Raw genomic sequence first — 25,256 nt, 5'->3', positions numbered from 1 at the left:
ACGACAGCGGCGCGGATGACCGACGCGATCCGCAACCGCGAGTTCCGGGCGCTGTGGATCGCGGAGGCACAGTCGGTTCTCGGCGATCACTTGACGACGGTGGCCCTGTCCATCGTCGTGTACAGCCGCACCGGCTCGGCGCTCTGGGCCGCGGGCGTCTACGCCCTCACCTTCCTTCCCGCCCTCGCAGGCGGCCTGGGACTGGCACAGATCGCCGACCGGCTACCGCGCAAGACAGTCCTCGTGGTCTCCGCCCTCGTGCAGGCCGGGCTGGTGGGTGCCATGGCGGTGCCAGGGATGCCGCTGGCGCCGCTGTGCGTACTCGTCGTGCTGGCCCGCCTCGCCGGTGCGCCCGCCAACGCCGCGCAGAACGCCTTGACCAGGGAGGTGTTCAGCGACGACGGACTGTACCTGCGCAGTCAGGATCTTCGGGGCATCACCAGCAACATCGCCATGCTCGTCGGGCTGGCCGGTGGCGGGCTGTTGGTCACGTCGTTCGGCGCGTCGTGGGCGCTCGCGATCGATGCCCTGACCTTCCTTGTCGCGGCTCTGCTCGTGCAACTGTGGGTTCGGCAGCGCCCTGCCGCAGGCAACCCGGACGACGGCTGGTTCAGCGCCGTGCGCTGGGTTTGGGGACAGCGGCGCCTACGCGTTCTGCTCGCTCTGTCGTGGCTGGTGGGGCTCGCGGTGATTCCGGAGGGCCTCGCCGCACCCCTCGCCGACCAGATCGGCGCCTCCGAACGTGCTGTCGGCTGGCTGCTCGCCGCCGACCCCGTCGGCTTCATCCTCGGTACGTTCCTGCTGTCGCGATTCGTGTCCCCCGAGAACCGCAGGCGAGTGATGGGAGTGCTCGCCACACTCGCCGCCGCGATCCTCGTCGGCTTCGCAGCGACACCCACTCTGCCGTTCGCGTTGTTACTGCTGATGCTCGCGGGAGCAGCGGGTGCCTACATCATCTCCGTCGGGGCCACCTTCATCACCTGGGTGCCCAACGACAAGCGTGGTGGAGCGGGCGGCGTCTACCGCACGGGGCTCCGGGTGGCGCAGGGCCTCGGCGTCGCACTCGGCGGTGTGGTCGCGGACCTCGTCGGGTCCGCGACGACCGCTATCGCACTCGCAGGAGCGGCCGGTGTGCTCCTCACGATCCCGGTGGCGATCTCCTGGGCGCGGGTACAGAAGGCAAATTAGAGACCGGGCACTCCAGGCACGACAGTGACGACGGCGATCGTCACGACGACCACCTGAAACGACCACCTGATTGTGCCGGTGCCCTCACGGCGTGAAGCCGCCGAAACAGGCTATTCGACAGTAGGAACGCACATATTCGGCAGCAGCCTTGCCGCCGTGGAGAAAGCGGGAATCGACGATGTGTGAACCATGATCCTCCGGCTGACGCACCGATACGTCAGCCGTTCACGCCCCCCGACCCCTTTTCCCTGTGACGACAGTGCCGCGCGGTGTCAGAAGTCGTCAGAAGTCGCGGTCGGTCACGGCGAACACCTCCTCTCGACGGGCTTCGACGATGTCGTCCTCACCGGGAACCGACACCGCCTCATGGACGTCGAACAGGCACGAAGAACCAAGAAGGACAACGAAAAGACCGCAGTCGCCGAAGTGACTGCCGCCTAGAAGCCTCCGAAGTCTCCGAAACCACAGAAGCCTCAGAAGTCACGGTCGGACACGAGGCACCTCCCCAGGGTGTCGTCGTCGATGTGTCAGTTCTAGATCAGAAGTCGCGGTCGGACAAGGGAGAACACCTCCGCTCGCTTCCGAGTTCGTGCGGACGGCGAAAACACGTACAGAACAACACATCCGCACCGTCCGACACTACCGTCCGGCGGCCTCGCCTACACGAATTTCCGGTGCAGTGCGATGATACCGATCACTGACGATGCCTTGTCCCGTAGTGGACCGAGCCGAACCGGTCGCCGTTGCCGGACCGTCACGGAGTCGGCCGTCCACGTGACCGACACACGCGAGAGGATCGGCGAGTGCCGCTCATTCCCCAGGATCGGCCGTCGCCAGAACTCGTCACCTCCCATGAATCCGGTCCCGATGCCGTGAATCGGACGCCGCAGACTCCCGACGTGTCCGGTGGCCGTCCGCGACCGGGCGCTCGCAGAAGGGCACTGCTGCCAAGGAACTGGATGCTGTGGACGAGGCCACGGCACTTCGTGGTGTTCCTCCTCACCATGGAGATGTTGTCGGTGCCCGGCTTCACGGCGTCGTTTGTGAACGCACCCGCGCCCGTCGGCTCCGACTGGCTGGAGTTCGCGATCCTCGCGCTCGGTGCGACCGTTCACATCCAGCTCACGCACCGTCAGGAGGAGCGGCGGCGCAACCGGACGAAGACCGTCCTGATCGACCTCACCGCGGTCTGGGTCTTTCCCGCGACGTTGGTGCTCCCCGCCACACTCGCGGTACTGCTGGTGGTCCTCATCCGTTTCCAGCGCTGGTTCACCGCGCGCAGGCCCGCGCACCACTTCGTCTTCTCGTCCATCGCACACGGGCTCGCTGCCGCGCTGGCCAACCTCACCTACACGGCGATGTCACCGCAGGACTGGACCACCTTGACCGCCTCGGGTTCGTTGCGGGAGTTCGGCCTCGTGCTCGTCACGGCCGCGGTGTACGAGGGAGTGCAGATCGTCTACGTCGGCGGCATTCTCGCGCTGGGTTCACCGTCGCCGACTGTGCGTACCGTCCTCGGCAGCAAGACCGACAACCTCCTCGAGGCCATCACGACAGGTCTCGGCGCCGTCACCGCCGTGCTCGTGGTCATCATGCCTCCGGCAGTGGCGATCATGGCTGTCGTCACGGTCGTGTTCAACCGGCTCGCGGAGATCGACCAGCTTCAGGACGCGGTGGTGACCGACCCGAAGACCGGTCTGCTCAACATGCGCGGGTGGACCGAGTCGGCCGAACGCGCGCTCAACCGGGTGCGGCGCGCGGGGAGCACGCTCTCGGTGCTGATGGTGGACCTCGACCATTTCAAGTGGATCAATGATACGTTCGGGCACCCCGCAGGAGACGACGTGCTCGCGGCGGTGGCGAACGCCTTGTCGAGCGTGACCCGGCCCGCCGACGTCGTCGGCCGCTTCGGTGGTGAGGAGTTCCTTTTGCTGCTACCCGACGCCGACACCTCAGCAGCCGAGCTCGCGGCCGAGCGGATACGCACGACCATCGCGGGGTTGCGCATACCCACCACCGACAAGCGGGGAGCGCAGGCCACCATCAGCGGCAGGACGGCCTCCATCGGAGTTGCCGTGTTCCCCCGCCACGCCGACCACCTCGACGGTCTGCTCCAAGCGGCGGACACGGCCGTGTACGAGGCCAAGGAGTCGGGCCGTAACCGGGTGAGCTTCGCCTCTGTCCCGTCCTGAGCCGTGACGAGACCGTGCCACCTCGTGGACGAGACCAGAGCACCTGACCGGATTCGGGGATACGTATGACACAGCGGCGCCCACACTGTCACCCTGTGGGCATGCCTGCCCGACGGCCCCCGAACACACGCCGGGGGAAGTCGGGCGGCATCGCCCGGCTCCTACTGCTCGTTCTGCTCGTGGTCGGCTTCGGTTTCCTGGCCTCGCGATCGGAAGCCACACCGGCCGGTACCACCGACGCGCCTGCCGACGGCACCGTGACGGCCGCCGAGCGTGCCGTTGAAGCACTCCTCGATCCGCATCGCTCGGCTGAGGCTGTGTCTGCTCTTCCCGCCGACTTCGCGACCGTGACCGGGGTCGAGGTCGCGACGCAGCGCGCGCTCGACGGCACTGAAAGAGCCGTGCACGTCGGTGGTGGCTGCTCCGCGCCGTGGGGCGACGACAGCACGCGATGGGACTTCGGGACGCCGTGCCGTTCTCACGACCTCGGCTACGACCTCCTTCGCTACGCGGAGAAGAAGGGCAGCCCGCTCGACGCCGGATACCGGGAGAAGCTCGACGACCGGCTCTCGGAGGACATGTACGCGACGTGTGACGTCAATCCAAGGGACACACCCGAGTTGTGCCGCAGCGTCGCCGCCGTCTACACCGCCGGTCTCGTGGTGAACTCCTGGCATCAGAGGTGGGGACCACCGATCGGGGAGCCGTTGTCGCCGTTGCTCGCCGGTGTCGCGGTGATCGCGGTGCTGCTGTGGCACCGCTTTCGCGAGCCACTGCTCGACAGCCCTGCCGAGCAACCCCGGCGAGTTGCCCTGAACCGTTCCGAGGTCGTCCCCGCCAAGCCGTGGACGCTTCTCGGCGTCATGAGCCTCGCCGTCCTCATCCTCGGCGAATCGACCGTGGCGCTGACTCGCTGGGCCGGCGTGGACGGCGCGTGGTTGTGGCCACTGACCTGGCTGACGCAGGCGGCGGTGCTGTTCTTCTTCGCCGCGGGTCACAGCAACGCGGCCACCTGGGAGGCCAGCGCTCGTTCGGGTGGCGGGGTGCGGTCCTACCTCGCACACCGGGGCAGCTGGTTGCTCCGGCTGACGCTCGTGTTCACCGTCGTGGCCTTCGCGGTTCCGCTCGGGTTGGAGGTACTGAGCGTGCCGCCGGCAACGATCGAAGGTGTTGTCCGCGTGGCACTGCACCCTCTGTGGCTGCTCGGCTTCTACCTGTTGACGGTGATCCTCACTCCTCTGATGTGGACGGCGCACCGGTACGCACCGAGGATGGTGCCGTTCGGGCTGGCTCTGGCGCTGGCCGCTGCGGAGTGGGCGAGCACGCTGACCACAGCGTCGTGGCCTCACCATCTCGCCACGCTGACCCTCGCGCTGCTGGCGCAGCAGGCCGCTTTCGCTCACCGCGACGGGTTCACCCCGCGCCGTCACCAACTGCTGATCGCCGCAGGGACGGGTCTCGGTGCGCTGACGATCGGCATCACGACGGGGGTTCTGCCGCCTTCGGTACTCGGTGTCGATGGCGGCAACGCCCCGCCCGCGCTGGCGGGGCCCACGACGGCTGTCTTGCTGATCGGTGTGGTCCACATCGCAGTGCTCGGGCTGGTTCGCACCAGGCTCGCTCCTGTGGCGTGCCGCCCGTCGGTGCTGAGAGCCGCGGGGCTGGCCTCTCGCGCACCGATGAGCCTCTACCTGCTCTTCCTCGCGGCGGTGCTGCTGCTCGTGGGTGCCGTGCACCTACCGCAGCATTTCGGACAGGGATTCGACTTCCCGTCCGTGCAGTCCCGCGCGCTGCTGGCCACCGCGCTGCTCGCCGGGCCTGCCGTGTTCGTCTTCGTCTGGATCGAGCGCCATGGGTGGCACGGGTGGCACGGCCCTCCACCCTTGCCTGCGTGGGGCCCCTCGCAGGGCAGGCTCGATCGGCTGCTGTCCCTCGGTGCGACGGCCGCCGGATTCGGCTTCGCCGTCCTCGGCGTCTTCGGCTTCGCCCTGACCACCCTCAACACCGAACCGGACGTCCTCTCCGGACTGCTCCTCGACCCGGTGCAGAGTCTCGTGCATCTCCTGCTCGGGATGTCGTTGCTGCACTGTGTGCGCACCGGCTCGACCAGCACCCCGGGAGCCTGGCTGCTCGCGGCGACGGCCTGCGTTCCGCCGCTGCTCTCGGTGACGGCGGAACCCGTGCCCGACTCGCTCGGCGTTGTGGTGCACGTTGCCGCGTGCACCGCCGCCGTCGCCGCTGCGGCCACGACCACGGTGACCGCTCTGACCTCCCCCGGTCGGGCGTTACGACGCTGACGGAGCCACTGACTGGGGTGGTGTCCGTGTCGGCCGTTCGCCGTGTGGCACTCTACGACAACCGCAGCCGGTGCCAGCGCGTCCGAACATGTGAGGGCGCTTGACGGGAGAAGCAGCGACGGAAAGGAGTCCTGGCGTGAATCGACCGCCGGGAGACGAACCGCGCCGCCCGCGCCAACCGCGTCGCGGGCAGCCATCCGTCGATCCGCGCGGGGGTGGCGCCGACCGCGCGGGCAGGCCGCAGCAGGCACGCAGGCAGCCGCCGGGCAGGGACGCGCGAGCGGGCTCGGCACCACGCTCGGGACGAGACGAGGTCCGCACACACTCGGGAGAGGGCCGTGACCGTCGCGTGCCCGGCAGGCAGCCGGGCCGAGGTGGCGCTCCGGCGACGTCCTCCACCTCGGCCCGGCGCAAGGGTTCAGGGGCCGGGGCGAGGGCCGCATTGGCGATCGTGTCCATGCTCGTACTCACCGTCACCGGCTATGCCTGGGCTGCCATGGAGGGCCTCGTCAACGGGCTGACGACAACCGATGTGATCTCGAACGCCGATCGGCCCGCCGACGGGGCACGCGACATCCTGCTGGTCGGCATGGACAGTCGTGTTGACGCCCAGGGCAACCCGCTTCCGCAGGACATGCTCGCCAAGCTCAACGCGGGTGCGGCCGACGGTGAACTCAACACCGACACGCTGATCCTCCTGCATGTTCCCAATGACGGGAAGAAGGCAGTCGCGCTGTCCATGCCGAGGGACTCCTACGTGACGATCCCAGGCTTCGGCCAGCACAAACTCAACTCTGCTTATGCGAGGGGGAAGCTGGCGGCGAAGAAGGATCTGCAAGCCCAGGGCGTCACCGACGAGAAGGAACTGGAGCTGCGCAGCAACCAGGAGGGCGCCAAGACGCTGATCGCGACGATCGAGGCGCTGACCGGGCAGACCATCGACAACTATGCCTCCATCAACCTGCTCGGCTTCTACGACATCACCAACGCGATCGGTGGTGTTGACGTGTGTCTGAAGCAGGACACGAATGACCCGTACTCCGGCGCTAACTTCAAGGCAGGCAGACAGACCATCTCCGGGGTGGACGCGCTCGCGTTCGTCCGGCAACGGCACGGTCTCCTTCGGGGCGACCTCGACCGGGTCGTGCGGCAGCAGGTTTTCCTCGCCGGTCTGGCGAACAAGGTGCTCTCAGCCGGAACGCTGGCCGACCCAGCCAAGCTGAACAATCTCGTCGAAGCCATCCAGAAGTCCGTCGTGGTGAACAAGGGCTGGGACATCCTGTCCTTCGCGCAGCAGCTCAAGGGGCTCACGGGCGGGCAGATCCAGTTCCGCACCATCCCGATCGTGAATCCCGAGTACGACACGCCCGACGGGATGGCTGTCCAGGTGGATCCCGCGGAGGTCAGGCAGTTCGTGGGGAAGCTGTCGGGGAAGAAGGTCACCAAGCCGCCGGCCCCCTCACCTGCCGAGATCACCGTGGACGTGTACAACACCTCGAACGTCCAGGGCCTCGCGGGCACCGTGTCCGAGGCGCTGGTCGCGCAGGGCTTCATGCAGGGTGAAATCGCCAACGACGAGCCACGGCAGGCGAGCGTGGTCCAGGCCGCGACGGGCGAGCGCGCCTCCGCTCAGGCCGTCGCCGACGCGCTGGGCGGCGGTCTCGCCGTCGAGGAGAGCGCGGAGATCACCTCAGGGCACGTGCGCGTACTGCTGGCGCCGGACTACGACCCGAGCGGAGCTTCAGCTGCCGGAGGGCCAGCCGGTGGTGGCAACGCACCGGGCGCCAAGGCCCCTTCGCAGGCAGGCAAGGGGGCGGCGGAGGAACCGATCACCGCTGACGGCGTCACCTGCGTGAACTGAAGCGATCAGCGTCTCTCCCCACAGGGAGGCCCGCTGCGCCGAACAGCGCAGTAGACTGCGCCGTTCGGGCCAACAGTGTCGAATTGGTGGGTTTTCTTCCGCCCGCCGCGTAAGCGCGAGCCCCTTCGCCCATTCACATGTCGTAGAAGATTCGACGAACGGCATGAGCAGGTGACACCAGTGTTGATCGACACCGACACGTACCAGAGAATCCTGGGCGAGGAACTGCGCAAGCTGCGAACCCGGCGCGGCTGGACCCGCAAGGAACTGGGCGAGCGCCTGCAAAGCGGGATCTCGTTGCAGACGCTCGCCACCTACGAACTCGGCACGCGGCAGTGCTCCGTCGTCAGGTTGGCCGAACTGTGCCTCGCGATGGACGAGCTGCCGCAGAATCTGCTCGCACGCGTGCACGACAGGATCTTCGACCACGAAGCAGGCCAGGTGCGGGTCAATCTGGCCGACGTGGTGGCCGACGAACAACCCGAACTGCTCCCGCTGCGCCGCTGGGCACGCGGCAGGCTCGCCGCGGGCGGGTCCGCCGACGTGCGTTTCGACAGGGCGACCCTTGAGCAGCTCGCATCGCTGTGCGACCTGCGGACCGAGGACCTTCTCATGCGGCTGAGGAAGTTGTCCGCGGCGACGCTGTAGCGCGGCGTGAGAGCCGGAAGTCGGCCGGGTCGAGCTTGCGCGTGCGCATCCAGTACCGCCAGGTGAACCCGGGCCAGATGGTGCGGTTGACGCCCTGCGAGTCGAGATACCAGCTCTTGCATCCTCCCCGCGTCCAGATGCCGTTCGCGAGCTTGCGCTGGATATCGGCGTTGAACTGCGCCTGCGTGTCGGCGCGCACCTCGATGGCGTCGGCTCCGTGAGCCTCGACGTAGCGCATGGCCTCGGCGATGTACCGGATCTGCTGCTCGATCATGAAGACCACCGAGTTGTGCCCCAGCCCGGTGTTGGGGCCGAGCAGGAAGAACAGGTTCGGGTAGCCGCTGGCCGTGATGCCGAGATGCGTCTGCATGCCGTGCTTCGCCCACCGTTTGCCGAGGTTGGTGCCGTCGGCCCCCACGATGTCGAGGTGGTCGAAGCCGTCGGTGACGTGGAAGCCGGTTCCGTAGATGATCGCGTCGAACTCGCGTTCCGTTCCGGACTTGTCGAGGATGCCGTTCTCGGTGACCTCGGCGATGCCCTCGGTGATCACTTCGACATTGTCACGAGCCAGCGCGGGATAGTAGTCGTTCGAGATCAGCACCCGTTTGCACCCGAGCACGTAATCCGGCGTGAGCTTCGCCCTCAGCACGGGATCGGAGATGTGCTTGTCGAGGTGCCGCTTCGCGACCCGCTGCGCGAGTCGCATGATGCGCCTGTCGCCGTTGAAGCCGACCGCACGCAGTTCCAGGGTCCAGTACAGGAAGTCGCGGTAGGCCCTTTGCGCGAGCGGCACACGAGCGAACAGCTTCTTGACCCAGCCCGGCATGTCGTGATCGGGCTTCGGCATCACCCACGGCGGCGTGCGCTGGAAGATGTGCAGACTGCGCACCTGCTCCGCGAGCTTCGGCACGAACTGGATCGCGCTGGCTCCCGTGCCGACCACGGCCACCCGCTTGCCGCGCGCATCGAAGTCGTGGTCCCATCTCGCCGAGTGGAACGCCGGGCCCGTGAATCGTTCCGCACCGGTGAGTTCGGGGATCTGCGGCAGGTGCAGCGCCCCCACACCGCAGACGAGGTAGCGGGCCACGTACTCGTCGCCCTTCGCCGTGGTGACGTGCCAGCGGTGTTCGCCCTCGTCCCACCGCGCACCCGTCATCTCCCTGCCGAAGTGGATGAGGGGATAGAGTCCGTACTTCGTCGCCACCCCGCGTAGGTAGCCGAAGATCTCCGGCTGCGGCGAGAAGGATCGGGACCAGTTGGGGTTCTGCTCGAAGGAGTACGAGTACATGTGGGACTGGATGTCGCACGCGCACCCCGGATAGGTGTTGTCGCGCCAGGTGCCGCCCACCTCGTCGGCCTTCTCCAGCACGACGAAGTCGTCGCGGCCGTCCCTGCGCAGCTGGATCGCCATGCCGAGGCCGGAGAACCCGGTTCCGACGATGACGACACCGGTCTCGGTGCGATGGCCCATGTCCGTGCCTCCATGCGACAGTTCCTGTTACCCCGCGTCCACCTTACCCGGAGTAGGTTACTGCGGGTAGGATAACGATCGTGAGCGCGACTGCAAAGCCCCGGACACAGCGACGCAGGCGGATGCCACGAGCCGAACGCGAACAGCAGATGATCGAGGTCGCCGAGAGCGTGTTCGCCGAGCGTGGCTACTCAGCCGCGTCGATGGACGAGATCGCCGAAAGGGTCGGCGTGTCCAAACCGATGCTCTACGAGTACTTCCAGTCGAAGGAAGGGCTGTTGCTCGCGTGCATCCAGACTGCCCGGTCGGCTCTTCGAGTGGCCACCGAGCAGGCTGTACTCGGGGCGACGAGCGCGGAAGACGCGCTGCGCAAGGGGTTGCTGGCGTTCTTCGAGTTCGTTCGCGACCGGAGGCAGGCGTGGTCGCTGCTGCGACACGAGATGAGCCTCGTCGGAACCTCGGCGGCCGACGAACTCGAAGCCACCCGCAGGCAGCAGACAGACCTCATCGCCTCTCTCCTGGTGGGCCATCTTGACGTGCCCGACGCCGCGCTGGCGCATGCCATGGCCGAGTTCGTGGTCGGCGGCTGCGAGCGGCTGGCGATCTGGTGCGAGCAAAACGAGGACATCACTCCACAGGCGGCCACGGACTACACGATGAATCTCCTGTGGGGCGGCCTACGTCACCTCGCGCCACGATGATCGACGATACGGGCCGTTAGGTTCACCCTTCGTGGCTACAGACTGAGAGTGTTATCACTGTGGGTAGCTTTTTCTGCCGCCTCCTGTTGCTGGCCCGCTGGTCGCATTACAGACTTGAATCATCGTCATAAAGACAGGGGAACGTCCTGCTGAATTAGCGTGCCTCTGTCCTGAAGAGGGGATGAAGCAGGCGATGCAGACAATCACGGCGAAGTACGTGCAACGCGAGGAGGACTGGACCGTCACCGTGTCCGGTCTCGGCAAGACGCTGAACGGGGAAGCGTCGGGCATCATCGCCGCACGGGACCGCGCCGACCAGCTCGTGGAGCAGCTTGCGGGCGAAGGCAACGCGCCGACGGTCGTGCACCTGCTCAACGGCAGTGCGTACGAGTTCACTTCCACCTACATGACCGCGCGGCTCACCCTGGCGACACCTGCGGAACCGGTGGCGAGCGACGACGAGGGGTTGGAGCCCACAGAGCAGGCGCCGGAGGACGACGCGCAGGAGGGCGCTGCGAAGAAGGACGTGTCGAAGACAGGCGTGTCAAAGAAGGGTGAGGAGACCGGCAAGCCCGCGACCGCGACTGTGCCGCGCAAGGAACTGAGCCGCGAGCCGCAGGGCGCGCCACGCCGCTACGCCCACGTGGGCTGAGACGTCGCGGGCAGCCCGCGACGTCTCCCCCGGCTCGGCGTCGGCTCAGCGCAGAAGCTTGCGCAGCAGCAGGACGCCGAGCAACAAACCCGCACCGATCAGCGGGTACTTCACCTTCGGCTCGTCGAACTTGGCCTGGACAGTGCTCCGCGCCGAGTCGGCGAGCTGTTTCGGATTCGCCTTCTCACCGATGCGGTCCAGGGTGACCGCGAGGGCCTCCCTGGCCTTCTCGATGTCGCGTTCGATCGTCTCGGGGTCGCGCGCCACGTGTCCTCCCTGAAAAGCACTGTTCGCCGTGCTGTCACGGTAGATCACCGCAGGCAGGCCCGCCCCACCGGCCACACCGTCCGGCACATCGGCGGATCGACCCGAGACGGCCACCCCGGAGGCCGGGTGGCGCGAACCTCGTCACCGCTCACATCGTGGCGAGGGGCAAGGCGTTAGGCTGCACGGTGTCGGGCCCGTAGCCCAATTGGCAGAGGCACACGGTTTAGGTCCGTGCCAGTGTGGGTTCGAGTCCCACCGGGCCCACCGATTCAGTCATTGTGCGAACCACTCCGCTCGGGGCCGTTTCCGCTGCTAGGGCGGGTGCGGCCCCATCGTTGTTGCGGGGGTTGGGGATGCGGAGAGTACCGGGATGAGCCGGTCGGGCCGGTGATGGTGACCTTGGCGACGAGGGCTTCGACAAGTGCCTTGGCCTGATTGTGGGTGCCGCTGGTGATGATCTCGGTGAAGTGATCGGCCACCGCCGCCAGGGTGGTGGGCTCAGGGGTGGGCTCGTCGTCGAGCGCGAGGGTGAGTTCGTCGCGGCGGACGCGGAGTTCGGTGAGCCGGTCGGCGACGAGTTCTTCATCCATGGTGCCGCGCTCGAACGCGGCCAGGTACCGGTCGATGGCCTGCCCGGTCTTGGTGATCTCGTTCTCGACGGCGGTGAGTTCGGCGTGCCGGTCGGCGTGCGCGGCGCGGTGCTGGGTCTGTTCGTGGGCGATGGCGCTCACGGCTGGCGGGCTCCTGGTGGGCGTGCGGGGGCCGCACACCCGCAGGGCCGATCGGCGATGAGGTCGTGCCGGGTGCGGTGGACGGGTGGCGATGGTCAGAAACGCAACTCGGGGATGGTGTTGAGGTCGATGCCGTAGCGGGCGTAGATCTTGATGGTGTTCTCGCCGGTCAGGTCTGCTTCGGTGTGGCCAAGCAGTCCGGCGACCCTGATCACCTCGTCCTTGGACCCGGCTTCGATCTCCAGGTACGGGGGGATTTGGGGCCAGGTGTCGATCTCGACCTGTGCGCCGTCGAGGATGAAGCTGGTGCGCTTGGTCTCCTGGTAGGACTTCGCGGTGAAGCCGAGAACGTTCAGCAGCGCGTTGGTGGCGGCGAAGTCATCGACGTCCACTTCAATCTCGTGGGTGCCGTCAATGGCGTCGCTGGTGATCTGCTTGACGGTCAACGTGATCTCGTCGCCGGTGTCGCGCAGCCTGATCCACGTGGACCGGTCGCCAGGGGTGATGTCGTAGACATAGCGGCGCATGAACCGCTCGCCGAGCTTCTGGCCGCCCTTGTCCAGGATCAGCCGTTGCATGGCGTCGGGGTCGATGTCGAGGATCTTGGCTTCGTGCTCGATGGGCACTGCGGGCTCCTTTTCGATGGTGATCAGTGATGGACGTTATCCGGCGAGGCGGGCGGTGAGCCGCTGGTACTCCGCTTCGCGCAGGGCGAGGATCTCGGCGCGCTTCGGGCTGGTCACGAACTCCTCCAGCGGCATGCACAGGTCCATGCGCTGGATGCACACCGGTTCAGCAACTCGACCGCCAGCAGCAGCGGAGGGCACGCCGCCACCGCCACGTTCGCGCACGGCGACTGCACTATGCCGAACACGAACGCCAACCACGCCGAGCGGCCGGACACAGGGACACTGGCGAGTGTGAGCGAAGAGTCCGCCTTGTTCGCTCTCGTCCTGTCGCGACCGCACCGAGGCGTCCACCTGACCGCCGTGGAAGGGCAACCCCGATGACCGGAACAGGCTGGGTCGATGTGCTGATCGGCAGCGCAGCGGGCGTGCTCGTCGCGTGGCTTGCGTTGATCGCCGCCTTGCTGGTGATGCGCCCCCGTGCCGGTGTGCTCCGCGAGTCGCTGCGGCTACTGCCAGACCTGGTGCGGCTGCTGCGCAGGCTGGCCGCCGACCGCGCCCTACCCCGGGGTGTTCGTATCCGTCTCACGTTGCTCCTGGCCTACCTCGCGATGCCGATCGACCTCGTCCCGGACTTCGTGCCCCTACTCGGCTGGGCCGATGACGTCATCATCGTCACCGCTGTCCTGCGCTCCGTCGTCCGCCGAGCAGGCGTCGAGGCCGTGCGAGCGCATTGGCCCGGCAGCGATGACGGCTTCGATGCCCTCTGCCGGCTCGCCGGCCTGGGCCGTCCGGGCCGGGAACGCCAGGCGAACCGTCGTCAACCACCGCAGGCGACAGGCCCCGACTCAGCACCCTGACCGGGTCACACGTCCTGAATCGCCGAACAGATCGGACGGACCGGGCGACGCCCTCGCCACGTCGGGCAGGCGTGGGGTGGTGTTGGCCGCGACGGCTGTCCGTGCGACCGTGGCGGTCTGACCGTGGGAGGAGCCGCATGGACGACGACAACGTCGTGCTGAGCGCACTGTGCAACGCCTGCGACGGGGAGGGCCGGGTTCCGGACCCGAAGTGCGCGGTCATCGGTGGTGTGCCACAGACCGTGGTCACGTCACGGTTGTGCCGCTGGTGCGACGGCCACGGCTACCGGCAGGCTCTGCGCCCACCGGTGTGACACCTGTCGGCGCGGCAGCGTGCGCCGCACCCTCCATCGCCTGCGCGGCGCAAATCCGATGCGCTGGGCTGCGTCTCACTGCTAGGGTCGTCCGTTGTTGCCGTAGGACGGAGATCGGAAGTGCTCAGCGACGACGTCTCCGGGTGAGTCCCGGAGCGTGATCGACCACGGGTGAGCGACGAACGCCACCGTGGTCCTCCATCGTCGGCTCCATACCGGACACCGGTATGTCTTCTTCCTTCGAGGTCTCCTATGTCTTCCTCCCTGGTCCTTTCGCACGTGTCGTTCCGCTGGCCGGACGGCACACCCTTGTTCACAGACCTGTCCTTCAGCATCGGCGCGGGGCGCACCGGTCTGGTCGCACCCAACGGCGCAGGCAAAAGCACACTGCTGAAGCTCATCGTCGGCGAATACACACCCTCGGGCGGCAGCGTGTCCGTGAACGGCGTTTGCGGCTATCTCCCGCAGAATCTGCCGCTGGAGAAGGAACTCACCGTCGCCGAGGCCCTCGGCATCGCGCCCGTGCTCGACGCCCTGGCCGCCGTCGAGTCCGGTGACGCCGACGAGAGACACTTCACCACGATCGGCAACGACTGGGACATCGAGGAACGCACCAGGGCTCACCTCGATCGGCTCGGCCTCGGCGAGCTCGCGTTCGATCGGCGGCTCGGCACGCTGAGCGGCGGGCAGGTCTCCTTCGTCGGGCTGACGGCCCAACTGTTGAAGCGGCCCGATGTTCTCCTGCTCGACGAACCCACGAACAACCTCGACCTGCACGCTCGCCGCAGGCTCTACGACGCCATCGAAAGCTGGAACGGCTGTCTCGTCGTCGTCAGCCACGACCGCGAACTCTTGGACCTCATGCAGCGCATCGCCGAACTCGACGGTGACGAACTGCGGTTCTTCGGCGGGAACTTCACCGCCTACGACAGCGCCGTGCGAGCGGAAAGGGAGCTCGCCGAACGCACCCTCCGTCAGGCCGAGCTGGAGGTCAAGAGAGAGAAACGCGACAGGCAACTCGCCCGTGAGCGCGCCGCCCGCAGGGCGAGCACCGGCGCCCGCCACGGGCGCGAGGCCGGACTCCCGAAAATCGTGGCGGGTGCACTGAAACGGAGGGCGCAGGAATCGGCAGGCAAAGCCGACGACACCCACTCCGCCCGCGTTCGCCAGGCGCAGGAACGACTCGACGAGGCCGACAGGAACCTGCGCGACGAACAGAAGATCACCGTCGATCTCCCTGAGACCACCGTGCCGTCGGGACGCACGTTGTTCGAGGGACGTCATCTTCAGGTGCACCACGATGGCCGGGCGCTGTTCGACGGTGATGGGCTCACACTGAGTATTCGCGGGCCCGAACGCATCGCGCTGACCGGAGCCAACGGCAGCGGGAAATCGACGCTACTGCGGATGATCTGTGGTGAGCTGCGGCCGGACGGGGTGCTCAGCCGGGTGGCCGACGGCAGGGTCGCCTACCTATCACAGCGTCTCGACCTGCTGGACCTCTCACGCAATGTCGCCGACAACCTCGCCGAGGCCGCACCCACGATGTCGCGCACCCGGCGACGGCATCTGCTGGCCCAGTACCTGTTCGGAGAGCACCACCTGACGCTTCCCGTCGGCGAACTGTCGGGTGGTGAGCGGCTGCGGGCCACGCTCGTCTGCGTGCTGCACGCCGAGCCCGCACCACACCTGCTGTTGCTGGATGAGCCGACGAACAACCTCGACCTGGTCAGCGTCGGGCAGTTGGAGAGTGCGCTCAACGCCTACCGGGGTGCGTTCGTGGTCGTCAGCCACGATCGGCGGTTCCTCGCCGAGGTCGGGATCGACCGCTGGTTACGGCTCGCCGAAGGCAGACTGTCCGAAGGGGACTCGGTGGACGGCTGACCAGCCCGGTCACAGGCGCATTTCGGCCGTAAGGGGTGGAGATCATGGCACCCCCGCACGACTGTGTCCCGCGAGCGTTACCCACCCCGCTCGGCAGAGAACCCGAGCGGGTGAGGCATCGCTGCACGGTCTACTTCCAGTCCTTGTTGCTCCAGTCGCCGATGACGGGAGGAGCGATGACTTCCTCCGTGGCGAAGATGCCGTCCTCGTCGGTGAGATAGCCCGCGACCCGGTGTTCCTTGTCCTCCTCCTGCTGCCGCGCGCCCGCGGTCGGCATTCCACCCGCCATCGGCAGGTTCCCGCCCGCGCGTGCCTGCCCCGGCAGCGGCTGGACCGCCCGGCTCACACCGTCGCCTGCGCCGGGGCCTCGGACCATGCCGGAATTCTGCGCCGGTGCTCCCGACGAACCGGATGCCCCACCGGGGGCGCCGCCGGGGAGGCCAGCGCCTCCGGCACCTCCCCCGGTGACACCACCGGGAATGCCCCCGCTGGGCAAGCCGCGTCCTCCCGCGCTCGCGCGGGGCGACGACGTCGAAGCCGACGAGGAAGGATCGAATCCCGGAAGTGGCGGCCCCGCGTAGGGTCCGGTACCCGTGCCGGGGGGACGGTGAGTCAGCGAGTCCGGAGTGGAGCCCGGAATCGACGGCATGCTCAGCCCCCTGCCACCAGTGGGCTGGGCGCCGTCCGGGGTCGCGAACCCCGACGCCGACGTAGCCGAGTAGTGGGAGTAGTCGGAAAGTTCGTGGCCGCGAAAGCCGTCCGAGGGGAGTCCGGAGAACTCGGTGTCCGGCACGGAGAAGGCCCCGCCGGTGGCGCCACCGTCCGCAGGCAAACCCGTCCCCGGCACCGCCCCGCCTGGCAGACCCGCGAAGTCGGGCACCTCGGGCGCCGGTGCGGTGTAGGCAGCCGGGTTCTGCCCGCCGAATCCCGTCGAGGCGGCCGGTGCGCCCGCGACGCCGGAAGCCTGCTCAAGCGACATCGGTGGAACGGCCGTCCCCGGCGCGGCGCTCTGCCTGGCCCGAATCTCCGCCTCGCCGCTCACGGGCAGAGCACTCTCCTGCTCGGCCTCGCTCATGCGCCGGCTGAGAAGGTGGGTGGAGGCGAGCTGCTCGGCAGGCTGCCCCTGCATCATCGACGTCGTCGCCGCCATCGGTGCGGCCCCGCCCGCCCCCGCGAGCCTCGGCGGCGGCGTGAACAACGGCATGTCGGCGGCCCCGCCGATCGTGTCGTCGTACTGCCGCATCAGCCGCGCCGCCTGCTCGCGGGCCGCCCGCTGCGCTTCCATCGCGGCCATCGCCTGCCCCGCAGCCGCGGCGTACTCCACCGGGTCGGTGATGCGTACGAGCGCGGCGTTGGCCTCGTCGAGCGAGAACTCGACAGGCGGGTTCGCGGCCATCTGCTTCTGGGTCTCGTTCAGGGTCTGCGAGTGGATCTGCTGCTGCCGTCCCGTCAGCACCGCCCCCCGCGCGGTGCTTCCCAGCCAGCGTGCCACCTCGGCGAGGTGTCTGCGGGCCGCGTCACCGCCCTCTCCAGCCCAGTCGCCCATGCTGTCCTCAATGGCTTCGGCGACGATCTTCTGGTGGGAGGACAGCTCGTTGCCGAGCCTGACCCACTCCTCGGAGGTCTCGGCGACGGCTGCCGAGTCGGCGTCCGTGCCGATCGCCGCCACCATCTGCTCGTGAGAGGCGTTCTCCCACAGTGTGCGCGGGGGCTCGTCCTTCGGCCGCAGCTCAAGCCCTTCGTCGAGGCCCTGCCGCGTACTCACCAGCGTGTCGGAGTACGTCCGCTGGATCAGCTGGTCCTTCTCCCGTTCGGACAGGGCTTTGACCAGCGGGTTGACGTCGAGCAACATCGTGACCAGCGCCCGCAGGTCGTCGCCGGAAGCCGCCGAGTTCTCGATCGGCCCCACGTAGAACGGCGACGACGAGTCAGCCGTGACGTCGTAGTGCGGACTGGTGGGGTCGTAGTTCGGGCTCGCGGGATCCGACACCGCACGGATGTCCTCGACCGGAGTGGACATCGGGACAACACCTCGTTCTCGTCGAGTCGCGGGATTCAGGACGGGGAGAGACCGTCGATCACCTTGCGGTGTTCCGTCTCGGTCTCGGCGTAGCCGCGCTTCGCCGCGCGAATCGCCTCGATGTACTGCGGAAGTTCGTCACGCGCCTGCCGGAGGCGGGTGAGCAGGCCGTATTCGTCGCCTGCGGTCGCGACGGTCCGCTGGGAGATCCAGCGCGCCGTCGCGGTCGTGCTCAACGGCGGTGCCGATCCCAGCTTCTCCAGCTCCGCCCAGCGCTGTTCGAGGACGTCCACGATGTCCTGAAGAGCACGGATCATGCGCTCGCCCGTGGTCTCGTCCACCGAGAAACCATGCCCAACGGCCAGCTTTTTCAACTCCACGCCACTGAGCACTCGGCGCGCCTTCAGCGGCTCCTCACGGTCACTGTTGTCGTTCACATTCCACTCCGGACTGTCAGTACGCGCGGGCGAGCACGTCACGGACAGCGCTCGCGACGTCGGCTCGGCTCGCGGGTTCGTACGTGGCGAGAAACTCGTCGTTACCGCGCCTGCCATGCACCAGATAGCGGCCTTGCTCGGTATCGAGCCAGCTCAGCGCGCGAGGCTCGGCGCCGGCGCTCCTTGTCACCGTGATGTGCCCACCGCCGAGGCGTTTTCCCGAGAGCGCGAGCCGCAGCCGGTCCTCGTCGCCGGGGCGATGCCCACGCCGTTGCGGGCGCGGGGCCGCGACTGTGCCCACCACCTGGAGGTTGCCGAAGGCACTGGTCTCCTCCTCGTCCTCGGCGCGCTCGGCTGCCTTGCGCTCCTCCCACGCCGTGGTGTGTTCGACGGCTGAGCCGCGAACGGTGACCGCCGACCCCTCAGCCGGTGGCATCGGAGGCAGGACACCGGCGAGCACCTCGACGAGTTCGTCGTCGGAGAACAGGGAGAACAGCAGTTCGTCGGCACCGGAGTTCTGGGTCACTCCCAGCGCCTGCGACCCGTCGGTGAGCGCGAGGACCGCGATAGGCGAACCGAAACCGTCGATCCCGCTGATGGACACGCTGACGCGGAAGTTCGCGAACAGGCCGAATGCCGTGCGCAACGACGGGTGCAACGCCGTGCTCGTGGACAAGCGGCGATCGGCCAGCCGCTGCCCCACGATCGCGGTCAGCCGAATACGCCGAGCCGGGTCGGTGGTCGTGTTGCGCACCCGCAGCGGAGCCCTGCGGACGTCCACGCCGAGCGCCTGCCCGACGATGTCGGCCTCCACACTGCCGAGCACGAATTCAAAGCTTTCGGACACCTCTTTCGAAAGCCGCCCTTCCGGAAAACGCCGAGATAGAGAAGACGGACCCCGCCTCGTCGCGGACGCCCCACAGTTGATCACATCCGGCTCCGCGTACACAATGTTCAACGCCGATACCGCTCATCTGAGCAAGCTTTCCTGCGACTTCCCTCTCATGCTGGACCGCTTCGAGCGCGGGCCGCTAGATTGGCGGCCGGCGACGCGCCCGCGACTACCCGAGGGCGATTCGCCGAACTTACCGAGCCGGAACACGGACATCGAAGTCCATTCATTCGGCATGCCCGAAAACAGTATCGAGAATGACAACGTGGCGATCTCAACAAGAACCGTGAGCGGAATTCCGGATGGCGCCCGACATCGCCGGACAGAGCCGGGCAGACCACGCGGGGCGCCCGCGCTCCCGCGACCGCATGGCAGCGAGCCCGGCGCCGCCGCTAGTCGGCACCATCGTGGAACACCGAGCTGATCGGCGAGCTGACCTGGTCTTATCGCGGTTTCCTATGCGATCGGACGATGCCGGCGACGACCGGATCTCCCGGCAGGTCAACTCCTCGACACGAGCACGACCGGGAACGCCACCACCCGGTTCAGGCCGCTGTGCGGCAAACCGAGGCCGTCTCGGTTCCACACTCGTCCGAGCAGTTCGCAAGGCCACGACGCGGACCGTTTCGGGCTCGCTGTCCGGTGACGCTCGCCGACCCGCGCCCTGCCGATTCCGAAACGGCAGCTCGGGTTTCCCGCCAGCGCCTGCCCACGCACAGGACTCGCCGCGAATCAGTGCATGGAACACCGTTTCCAGCTTTTCCCTCGACATCGGAAAGGGAAGCAGGACCGCGGACTCAGGGGCCACAATCAATCGTCAACCGCCTCACCAGGGGCCAGGATGACGACGGAAATTCAGGAGAAGAGGAGTAGGGTGTGGAGCCGGACCTGAGGGAAGGCGAGGACCTTCAGCATTTCCTCGAACGACAGGCGCGTCAGATGCAGGAACGGGCTTCGGAGTTGCAGGAAGCCTTCTCCTCGGCAGGGGCAACGGTGACCTCGCGGGACGGCTCCGTCACCGTGACCCTGGCCCCCAACGGCGGGTTGAAAAGCCTGCAACTCGGCAAGCGCGCCTGTGAACTAGGGCCCGCCAGGCTGACATCGGTGATCATGGAAACCGTAGGCCAGGCGCAGCGCGAAACCGCGCGCGCCGTGGCGAGTTCGCTGGAGTCCGTCATCGGCGGTGGCCAGACTCTCGACATGGTGCGAAGTTTCCTTCCCGCCGAGCCCGGTGAGTCCGAAGTGGACTTCAGAAAGTTCTCAGCGGAGCCGGACGAGGACCCGCGCCCTAAACCGCCGGTGGCTCCTCCGCCCTCGGCAAGGCCCGCACCTCGCCGTCGGCCGGAGCGGGACGAGGACGACGAGGTGAATCCCTGGTGAGCGCGGGTTTCCGGACCGAAGCAGAGGCATTCGACGCCTTCGGCAATCAGCTCGACGACCTTGCCGCCACACTTCGCGAGATAGGCGAGATGATCGGCAGTTGCGTTGCCGACCCCGGAATCTTCGGCGTCGTGGGCCAGGTGTTCGGCGCGGGTGCCAGCATGCACTGCGCCGAGGCCAGCGGGCAGTTCAACGAGTACGCGGACTGCGTCGAGAAACTCAAGGACAAGCTCATCACGGCGAAGCGCACCTACGAGGCGCAGGATGACGCCGTGCGGAGCACGATCGCGAGGTACACGGTATGAGCGACGGGTACGAGCGCGGCGACTTCGATCTCCACGATCCGAAGGACGTCATCACCGATACCCCAACAGCCGGTTCCGGCATCGTCGATGCGACCTACCTCCTGGCCCAGGCGATCAAGGAGAACGACACCACCTCGATCGCCATCGGCTCCGTCGGGCTCGCACTCGACCTGCTGGGCCTGGTGTTCGACCCGCTCGGCACGGTGCTGACCGCAGGGATCGGGTGGCTCATCGAACATGTCACCCCCTTCCGCTGGCCGCTGGATCTGATGATGGGCGACCCTGAGGGAGTCAGCGCGGCCCAGGAAGCCATCGAGGCGCAGAAGGCGAAGCTCGACGCGTGGTCGGAGAAACTCCCGACCGAGCTGGACGCCCTCATGAAGGAGTGGGCCGGGGCGGCGGCCGACGCTTTCAAGGCCAGCATGGAAGGCGTGGCGGCCCAGTTGAAGGAACTCGGCGGCTACGTCGAGTCCGCCGCGAAGAACATGGGAATCGCGGGCGCCATCATCGGCGCGGTGCGGGGCACCGTCCGCGACTTCATCGCCGCCACGCTGGCAGGACTCATCGCAGGCGCGATCGCCGCGGCGGCAGCGATGCCGTTCACGTTCGGGGCCTCGATCCCCATCTTCCTCACCACCTGTCTCACCACCGTCGGCATCGCTCTCGGCAAGATCGCAATGAAGATCGCCGATCTGGCCCGGCGGCTCAAGGAACTCCTCTCCAGTCTCACGAAGCTGCGCCAGGCAGGCGACGATTTCGTCAACGGCACACGCAGGGCTGTTGACGACGGGCCGACCGCGGCGCCCGGCGGCACCGGTGGCAGCGCGGGTGGTGGCGGTTCTCGCGGAGGAGACAACGCGACCGGCGGCACCGGCGGTGGTGGGCCCAGCGGCGGCAGCAACCCCGGCGGTGGTGGGCCCAGCGGCGACAACGCTGGCACCGGCGCTGTCGGCACCTCCACCGGCGGCAGCGGTTCGAGCGGTGGCGCGGCCGGTGGCAGTGGTCCGAGCGGTGGTGGCGCTTCCGGTGGCGGCACCTCCACCGGCACCTCTGGTGGCGGTGGAGCGAGCGGCGGTACCTCCGGTGGCACCGGTGGGAGCGGCACCGCGGGGAATCAGTCGCCGACCAGTGGTGGTGCTTCAGGCGGGCAGTCCCCGCCGCCCAACGCGGGCGGCAGGCCCGACCTCACCGTGGACACCAACGTCGGCAGACAACCCGACACCACACCGGACTCCCCCGCAAGCGGCAACTCCGTCTACGAAACCCCACCACAATCCCCCACACCACAACGACCCGAAGACATCCCCCTCCCCGAATCACCCCGATCACCAACACCGACACCACAGCCGCCGACATCGCAGCCGCCCACCGATCTCCCCTCCCACGGCGGAGCTCCGGCAGCTGGTGGTTCATCGTCACCCGGTTCGCCCGGCACAGGCAGTGGGTCCTCGATCTCGTCGGCCCTCGACGGCGACGGCGCACCCACACCCAGCAGGCCGACCCAGGACACGGGCGACGGCCCGAACACCGGTACCACTCCCGGCGAGCGGCAGGACGGTGGTCAGCAGGGTGGGCGGCAGGACGGCCAGGACGGCCAAGGCGGCCAGCAGGACAACCCCGGCAACCCGGGAAACACGGAGAACGCCTCGGGCAACGGCAACAACGGCAACAACGGCAACAACGCAGGCGACGGAGGCAACTCAGGCAACACGGGAGACACGGCAAACACCGGGAACACGGACCGTTCGGTGTTCCAATCGACCCACGAGCCACTTCCCGACAAGCTCCAGAACATCGCCCGCGACTCGCTGTCGAAGAAGCTCGACGAGTACATGGAGAGCAATCCCGGCTTCACCGCGCAGGACCGTCAGGCCAGGCTGGACAAGTTCGACGACATCCTCAACATGTCGAAGAACGAGCTTGCCGACAAGTTCGGACCGCAGGCGGCCAACCGGGTGGAAGGCATCGTCAGGACTCTGACCGACCCGACGTACGGCTTCCGAGGTTTCGCCACGAGAGGCGTCATCGACTTCATCAGGTGGGGCCTTCCCGGCGTGCTGGAGAACGCTGGGAGCGACGAGTGAGCGCCGCCGTCCGACGCTGACGGACCCGGTGCGAGTAGACGCTCAGAACACGAAGTCGAGCGAACCGTGGTACTCGTAACGGCTGTCGGGCTTCGGGTAGTCGTAGTAGAGCGCGCCGTTGGTTGCGCCCTTGGGAATCTCGACCCTCCAGGGGCGCAACCGGTGCACCGTCTTACCGCCGTCCGGCGTGGGGTTTCCCCGGAAGTCGAACTTGGGCAGTCCGTCCTTCTCCTCGCCGTCCGGGTACCGGTTTCCCACGAACAGCAGCGCTTTCACCCTGATTTCGCCGTGAGGACAGTTGATGGCGAGTTTGTCGGCCCCCTCGGGGATCTGGAAGCTCTTGGCGTGGGCGCCGACGGGCAACTGCACGGGCATGGTGTCCTCCTGTTGCGGAATCGAAGGGGCCCCGCCCGACGAGCGGAACAGGGCGCGCAACTGTGTCAGCGTGCCCCGGTAGGCGTTGCCGTCGATGGGCGAACGTCCGGCCACCCTGGCCGAACTCGTGAACTGGAGCACGGCGACCCGTAGACCGCCGTAGCCGTTCCAGTAGTGAGCGGGCACGTCGGCGTATTCGTCGCGGATGTCACCGACCTTGTTGTCCGGATACCGTGACGACCACAGTGGCGGCAGTCCTGCCAGCGAGGGCGAGCCGAGCTGCTGCCAATACCACCTCGGCAGATACAACAGCGGCACCGAGTACCCGGCGTCACGCAGTCTCGTCACGATTTCACGGGTGAGCGAGACGCCTCCGCTGTTCGCCTCGACATCGGGGATGACGGGAACGGTGGTGGGCACCACTTTTCGCACGTGGGCCACCTGAGCCGCCGCGCTCACCCCCGACCGCTGGTAGTGGTACGCCGCGAACGGTTTCCCCGTCCTCCTCGCCTTCGCGACGTTCTCGCCGAAACGGGAATCGGTGAAGCCACTGCCTTCTGTGGCCTTGAAGATGAAGAAGTCGATGCCCTCGCGGGCCGCGCGCGCCACATCGAAGCTTCCTTGGTGATGCGAGATGTCGATCCCGAAGATAGGCACTGGTCGCTCCCCGAACTCGGCGTCGTCAAGCTGGTGTGCTGTCCGCCTCCCTCACCGATCGACGGCGCGTTTTCACTCTGTGATGAAACCCGTACGGAGAGTGCGTTGACAAGACGGCTGTCCGGGTGAAAGCGCCGGAGAAAACGCGAATGGAATTTCTATCCGAAACGCCGGTGGCTCAGCAGTCGCAACCGCAATCGCAGCCGGAGCAGTCGCCGTTGTCGCAGAGGGCGTCGTGCGCGCGGCCGCTCCACGGGCCGGGCCACGGATCCCTGCAACAGAACTGGCAGGTGCAGCACATGTAGGGCGCCACAAGACATCCCAGCAGCACGTTGCGTTTCCTCGGCGGCACGCGGAACTTCGGCACCCAGCAACACCCGCCATCGCCGTCCCCGACCATGGGATGGTGATCCGGCGGCGGCGTGGGACCGGCAGGCTCGCCCGGGTACGGCGGTACCCCGCCCTCCGGCCATGTCCCCCGGTACGGGCCGGCGGAGGGAGCTCCCGCCGTCCACCCGCTCTCATGGCGGCCGGGTGGGCGGGCGGCGTGGCCGAACGTGCGCCGCACGGCATGGTGGAGTTCGTGGACCAGCAACGCGTGCGCCAGTGCGGGGCGGGTGAACTCGACGTCACGCAAGGCGAGCCGCACACCGCGCACGGCGTCCTCGCACAACCGGTGCGTGTGCTCCAGCGACGTCCCAGTGGCAGTCAACGGGTTCCAGGCTCCCGATGCGAGATCGTCGTCGCGGTCCTCGACGGCGTCGAGCAGATGCGCGACCCTCCCAAAGAACCGGCCCGCCTCGGCCAGCGGTTCCACGTTCGCAGGGTGGCCCGCGAGCACGGCGGTGTGAGCGAAGGCGGCGGCCGTCGCGAGTTCGGTGGGTTCCGTCGCGCTCAGTACGGAATCACCATGGCCGAGCGAGTGCTCCACTGTGGACTGAGAAGCCACGGCGTCGATCAACGGCGAGGTGTCGAACCCGATTCCGGTGGCCGTCGCGCCCCCACGCCGGGCCCACCGGTCCGCCGCGGAACGGGCCAGCCCGGCCAGCACCGGCCGCCGCAACGCGCCGTCACCGTCCTCGGCGTGGTCGCGCAGCTTGGCCGAAGCCAGCACGAGCGACACCGACGCCGCGAGCCTGCTGCCCTCGCCGTCTGCCACGGAGGCACGGCGCATCCCGCGCAGCGGGCACGGCCCCGCCTTGCGACGTCCCGCCTCGTGCTCGGACTGTGCCTCCACGAGCACGGAGATGACCAGCCCGTCGTAGTTGGTCGCCGTCCTGGCGAGCTGCCCGTGCTCGTTGCGCAGCGTCAAGCACAGCCCGCACAGGTGCGCTACCCACTCCGCGTGCAGGCCGGCGGACAGCCGATGCCTGCACGGGCGGATGATCCCGAACACGAGAAGCCCCCAACGTCA

General features: G+C 67.7%; 22 protein-coding genes and 1 tRNA gene. 14 read left to right on the top strand and 9 right to left on the bottom strand.

What is annotated here, in order from left to right:
- Positions 1-15 precede the first annotated feature (15 nt).
- The 5 genes from SACXIDRAFT_RS16050 to SACXIDRAFT_RS16020 all read left to right on the top strand — a co-directional run bounded on the left by SACXIDRAFT_RS16050 (position 16) and on the right by SACXIDRAFT_RS16020 (position 8,186).
- Entirely contained in the window at positions 16-1,188 is a 1,173-nt protein-coding gene (locus SACXIDRAFT_RS16050; RefSeq protein ID WP_006239657.1) for an MFS transporter, read from the top strand.
- A gap of 959 nt (positions 1,189-2,147) precedes the next feature.
- On the top strand, positions 2,148-3,380 hold the full coding sequence (locus SACXIDRAFT_RS16035; RefSeq protein WP_006239655.1) for a GGDEF domain-containing protein: 1,233 nt from the start codon (positions 2,148-2,150) through the stop codon (positions 3,378-3,380).
- Between the two features lie 101 nt (positions 3,381-3,481).
- Positions 3,482-5,677 (top strand): phospholipase A2, encoded by a 2,196-nt coding sequence (locus SACXIDRAFT_RS16030; RefSeq protein ID WP_040922712.1) that lies wholly within the window; start codon positions 3,482-3,484, stop codon positions 5,675-5,677.
- 349 nt (positions 5,678-6,026) lie between these two features.
- Positions 6,027-7,538, top strand: coding sequence for an LCP family protein (locus SACXIDRAFT_RS16025; protein ID WP_006239653.1), 1,512 nt, complete (start codon positions 6,027-6,029; stop codon positions 7,536-7,538).
- Between the two features lie 180 nt (positions 7,539-7,718).
- Positions 7,719-8,186 (top strand): helix-turn-helix transcriptional regulator, encoded by a 468-nt coding sequence (locus SACXIDRAFT_RS16020; RefSeq protein ID WP_006239652.1) that lies wholly within the window; start codon positions 7,719-7,721, stop codon positions 8,184-8,186.
- Here the strand turns inward: SACXIDRAFT_RS16020 and SACXIDRAFT_RS16015 are convergent.
- Positions 8,149-9,657 carry a flavin-containing monooxygenase gene (locus SACXIDRAFT_RS16015; RefSeq protein ID WP_006239651.1) on the bottom strand — a complete coding sequence of 503 codons (1,509 nt, stop codon included), beginning with the start codon at positions 9,655-9,657 and terminating at the stop codon, positions 8,149-8,151. The two genes, SACXIDRAFT_RS16020 and SACXIDRAFT_RS16015, sit on opposite strands and share 38 nt — an antisense overlap.
- 80 nt (positions 9,658-9,737) lie before the next feature.
- Between SACXIDRAFT_RS16015 and SACXIDRAFT_RS16010 the strand changes: the two genes are divergently transcribed.
- Entirely contained in the window at positions 9,738-10,358 is a 621-nt protein-coding gene (locus SACXIDRAFT_RS16010; protein ID WP_006239650.1) for a TetR/AcrR family transcriptional regulator, read from the top strand.
- 193 nt (positions 10,359-10,551) lie between these two features.
- Complete coding sequence (locus SACXIDRAFT_RS16005) at positions 10,552-11,010, top strand: hypothetical protein (RefSeq protein ID WP_006239649.1); 459 nt, start codon at positions 10,552-10,554, stop codon at positions 11,008-11,010.
- Between the two features lie 45 nt (positions 11,011-11,055).
- On the opposite strand, the gene SACXIDRAFT_RS16000 is transcribed toward SACXIDRAFT_RS16005, so the two are convergent.
- Entirely contained in the window at positions 11,056-11,277 is a 222-nt protein-coding gene (locus SACXIDRAFT_RS16000; RefSeq protein ID WP_005458635.1) for a DUF3618 domain-containing protein, read from the bottom strand.
- 190 nt (positions 11,278-11,467) lie between these two features.
- Here SACXIDRAFT_RS16000 and SACXIDRAFT_RS15995 point away from each other — a divergent pair.
- Positions 11,468-11,541, top strand: a tRNA-Leu gene (locus SACXIDRAFT_RS15995).
- Between the two features lie 5 nt (positions 11,542-11,546).
- Here the strand turns inward: SACXIDRAFT_RS15995 and SACXIDRAFT_RS15990 are convergent.
- Together SACXIDRAFT_RS15990 and SACXIDRAFT_RS15985 are read right to left on the bottom strand one after the other, a co-directional pair.
- Complete coding sequence (locus SACXIDRAFT_RS15990) at positions 11,547-12,008, bottom strand: hypothetical protein (RefSeq protein ID WP_006239646.1); 462 nt, start codon at positions 12,006-12,008, stop codon at positions 11,547-11,549.
- A 95-nt stretch (positions 12,009-12,103) separates the two neighbouring features.
- Entirely contained in the window at positions 12,104-12,634 is a 531-nt protein-coding gene (locus SACXIDRAFT_RS15985; protein WP_006239645.1) for a class IV adenylate cyclase, read from the bottom strand.
- Positions 12,635-13,014: 380 nt separating this feature from the next.
- On the opposite strand from SACXIDRAFT_RS15985, the gene SACXIDRAFT_RS15980 reads away from it, so the two are divergent.
- The 3 genes from SACXIDRAFT_RS15980 to SACXIDRAFT_RS15975 all read left to right on the top strand — a co-directional run bounded on the left by SACXIDRAFT_RS15980 (position 13,015) and on the right by SACXIDRAFT_RS15975 (position 15,692).
- Entirely contained in the window at positions 13,015-13,494 is a 480-nt protein-coding gene (locus SACXIDRAFT_RS15980) for a YkvA family protein (protein ID WP_006239643.1), read from the top strand.
- 137 nt (positions 13,495-13,631) lie between these two features.
- The gene (locus SACXIDRAFT_RS23340) at positions 13,632-13,808 is read left to right on the top strand and encodes a hypothetical protein (RefSeq protein WP_006239642.1); all 177 of its coding nucleotides are present in this window, start codon (positions 13,632-13,634) and stop codon (positions 13,806-13,808) included.
- Between the two features lie 252 nt (positions 13,809-14,060).
- The gene (locus SACXIDRAFT_RS15975; RefSeq protein ID WP_006239641.1) at positions 14,061-15,692 is read left to right on the top strand and encodes an ABC-F family ATP-binding cassette domain-containing protein; all 1,632 of its coding nucleotides are present in this window, start codon (positions 14,061-14,063) and stop codon (positions 15,690-15,692) included.
- A 130-nt stretch (positions 15,693-15,822) separates the two neighbouring features.
- Here the strand turns inward: SACXIDRAFT_RS15975 and SACXIDRAFT_RS23720 are convergent, their stop codons facing one another.
- From SACXIDRAFT_RS23720 to SACXIDRAFT_RS15960, 3 genes are read right to left on the bottom strand one after another with little or no spacing between them, the layout of a single operon-like run.
- A complete protein-coding gene (locus SACXIDRAFT_RS23720) occupies positions 15,823-17,712 on the bottom strand; it encodes a hypothetical protein (RefSeq protein ID WP_006239640.1) in 1,890 nt (629 codons plus the stop codon).
- Positions 17,713-17,747: 35 nt separating this feature from the next.
- A complete protein-coding gene (locus SACXIDRAFT_RS15965) occupies positions 17,748-18,149 on the bottom strand; it encodes a hypothetical protein (RefSeq protein ID WP_006239637.1) in 402 nt (133 codons plus the stop codon).
- A gap of 16 nt (positions 18,150-18,165) precedes the next feature.
- Entirely contained in the window at positions 18,166-18,996 is an 831-nt protein-coding gene (locus tag SACXIDRAFT_RS15960) for an ESX secretion-associated protein EspG (RefSeq protein WP_006239634.1), read from the bottom strand.
- Between the two features lie 921 nt (positions 18,997-19,917).
- Here SACXIDRAFT_RS15960 and SACXIDRAFT_RS15955 point away from each other — a divergent pair.
- From SACXIDRAFT_RS15955 to SACXIDRAFT_RS21835, 3 genes are read left to right on the top strand one after another with little or no spacing between them, the layout of a single operon-like run.
- Positions 19,918-20,421, top strand: coding sequence for a YbaB/EbfC family nucleoid-associated protein (locus tag SACXIDRAFT_RS15955; protein WP_006239633.1), 504 nt, complete (start codon positions 19,918-19,920; stop codon positions 20,419-20,421).
- Positions 20,418-20,726 carry a hypothetical protein gene (locus tag SACXIDRAFT_RS15950; protein WP_006239632.1) on the top strand — a complete coding sequence of 103 codons (309 nt, stop codon included), beginning with the start codon at positions 20,418-20,420 and terminating at the stop codon, positions 20,724-20,726. Before SACXIDRAFT_RS15955 ends, SACXIDRAFT_RS15950 begins: the two co-directional genes overlap by 4 nt.
- On the top strand, positions 20,723-22,810 hold the full coding sequence (locus SACXIDRAFT_RS21835) for a hypothetical protein (RefSeq protein WP_006239631.1): 2,088 nt from the start codon (positions 20,723-20,725) through the stop codon (positions 22,808-22,810). Before SACXIDRAFT_RS15950 ends, SACXIDRAFT_RS21835 begins: the two co-directional genes overlap by 4 nt.
- 42 nt (positions 22,811-22,852) lie before the next feature.
- On the opposite strand, the gene SACXIDRAFT_RS15935 is transcribed toward SACXIDRAFT_RS21835, so the two are convergent.
- Positions 22,853-23,842: a glycoside hydrolase family 25 protein gene (locus tag SACXIDRAFT_RS15935; RefSeq protein ID WP_006239628.1), complete on the bottom strand. Its 990-nt coding sequence runs from the start codon at positions 23,840-23,842 to the stop codon at positions 22,853-22,855.
- 178 nt (positions 23,843-24,020) lie between these two features.
- Positions 24,021-25,238 (bottom strand): DUF5685 family protein, encoded by a 1,218-nt coding sequence (locus SACXIDRAFT_RS15930; RefSeq protein ID WP_006239627.1) that lies wholly within the window; start codon positions 25,236-25,238, stop codon positions 24,021-24,023.
- Positions 25,239-25,256 lie beyond the last annotated feature (18 nt).

Origin of the sequence: Saccharomonospora xinjiangensis XJ-54 (genome assembly GCF_000258175.1) — a bacterium.
Taxonomy (GTDB): domain Bacteria; phylum Actinomycetota; class Actinomycetes; order Mycobacteriales; family Pseudonocardiaceae; genus Saccharomonospora; species Saccharomonospora xinjiangensis.
This window is presented reverse-complemented; position numbering and strand designations above follow the sequence as displayed.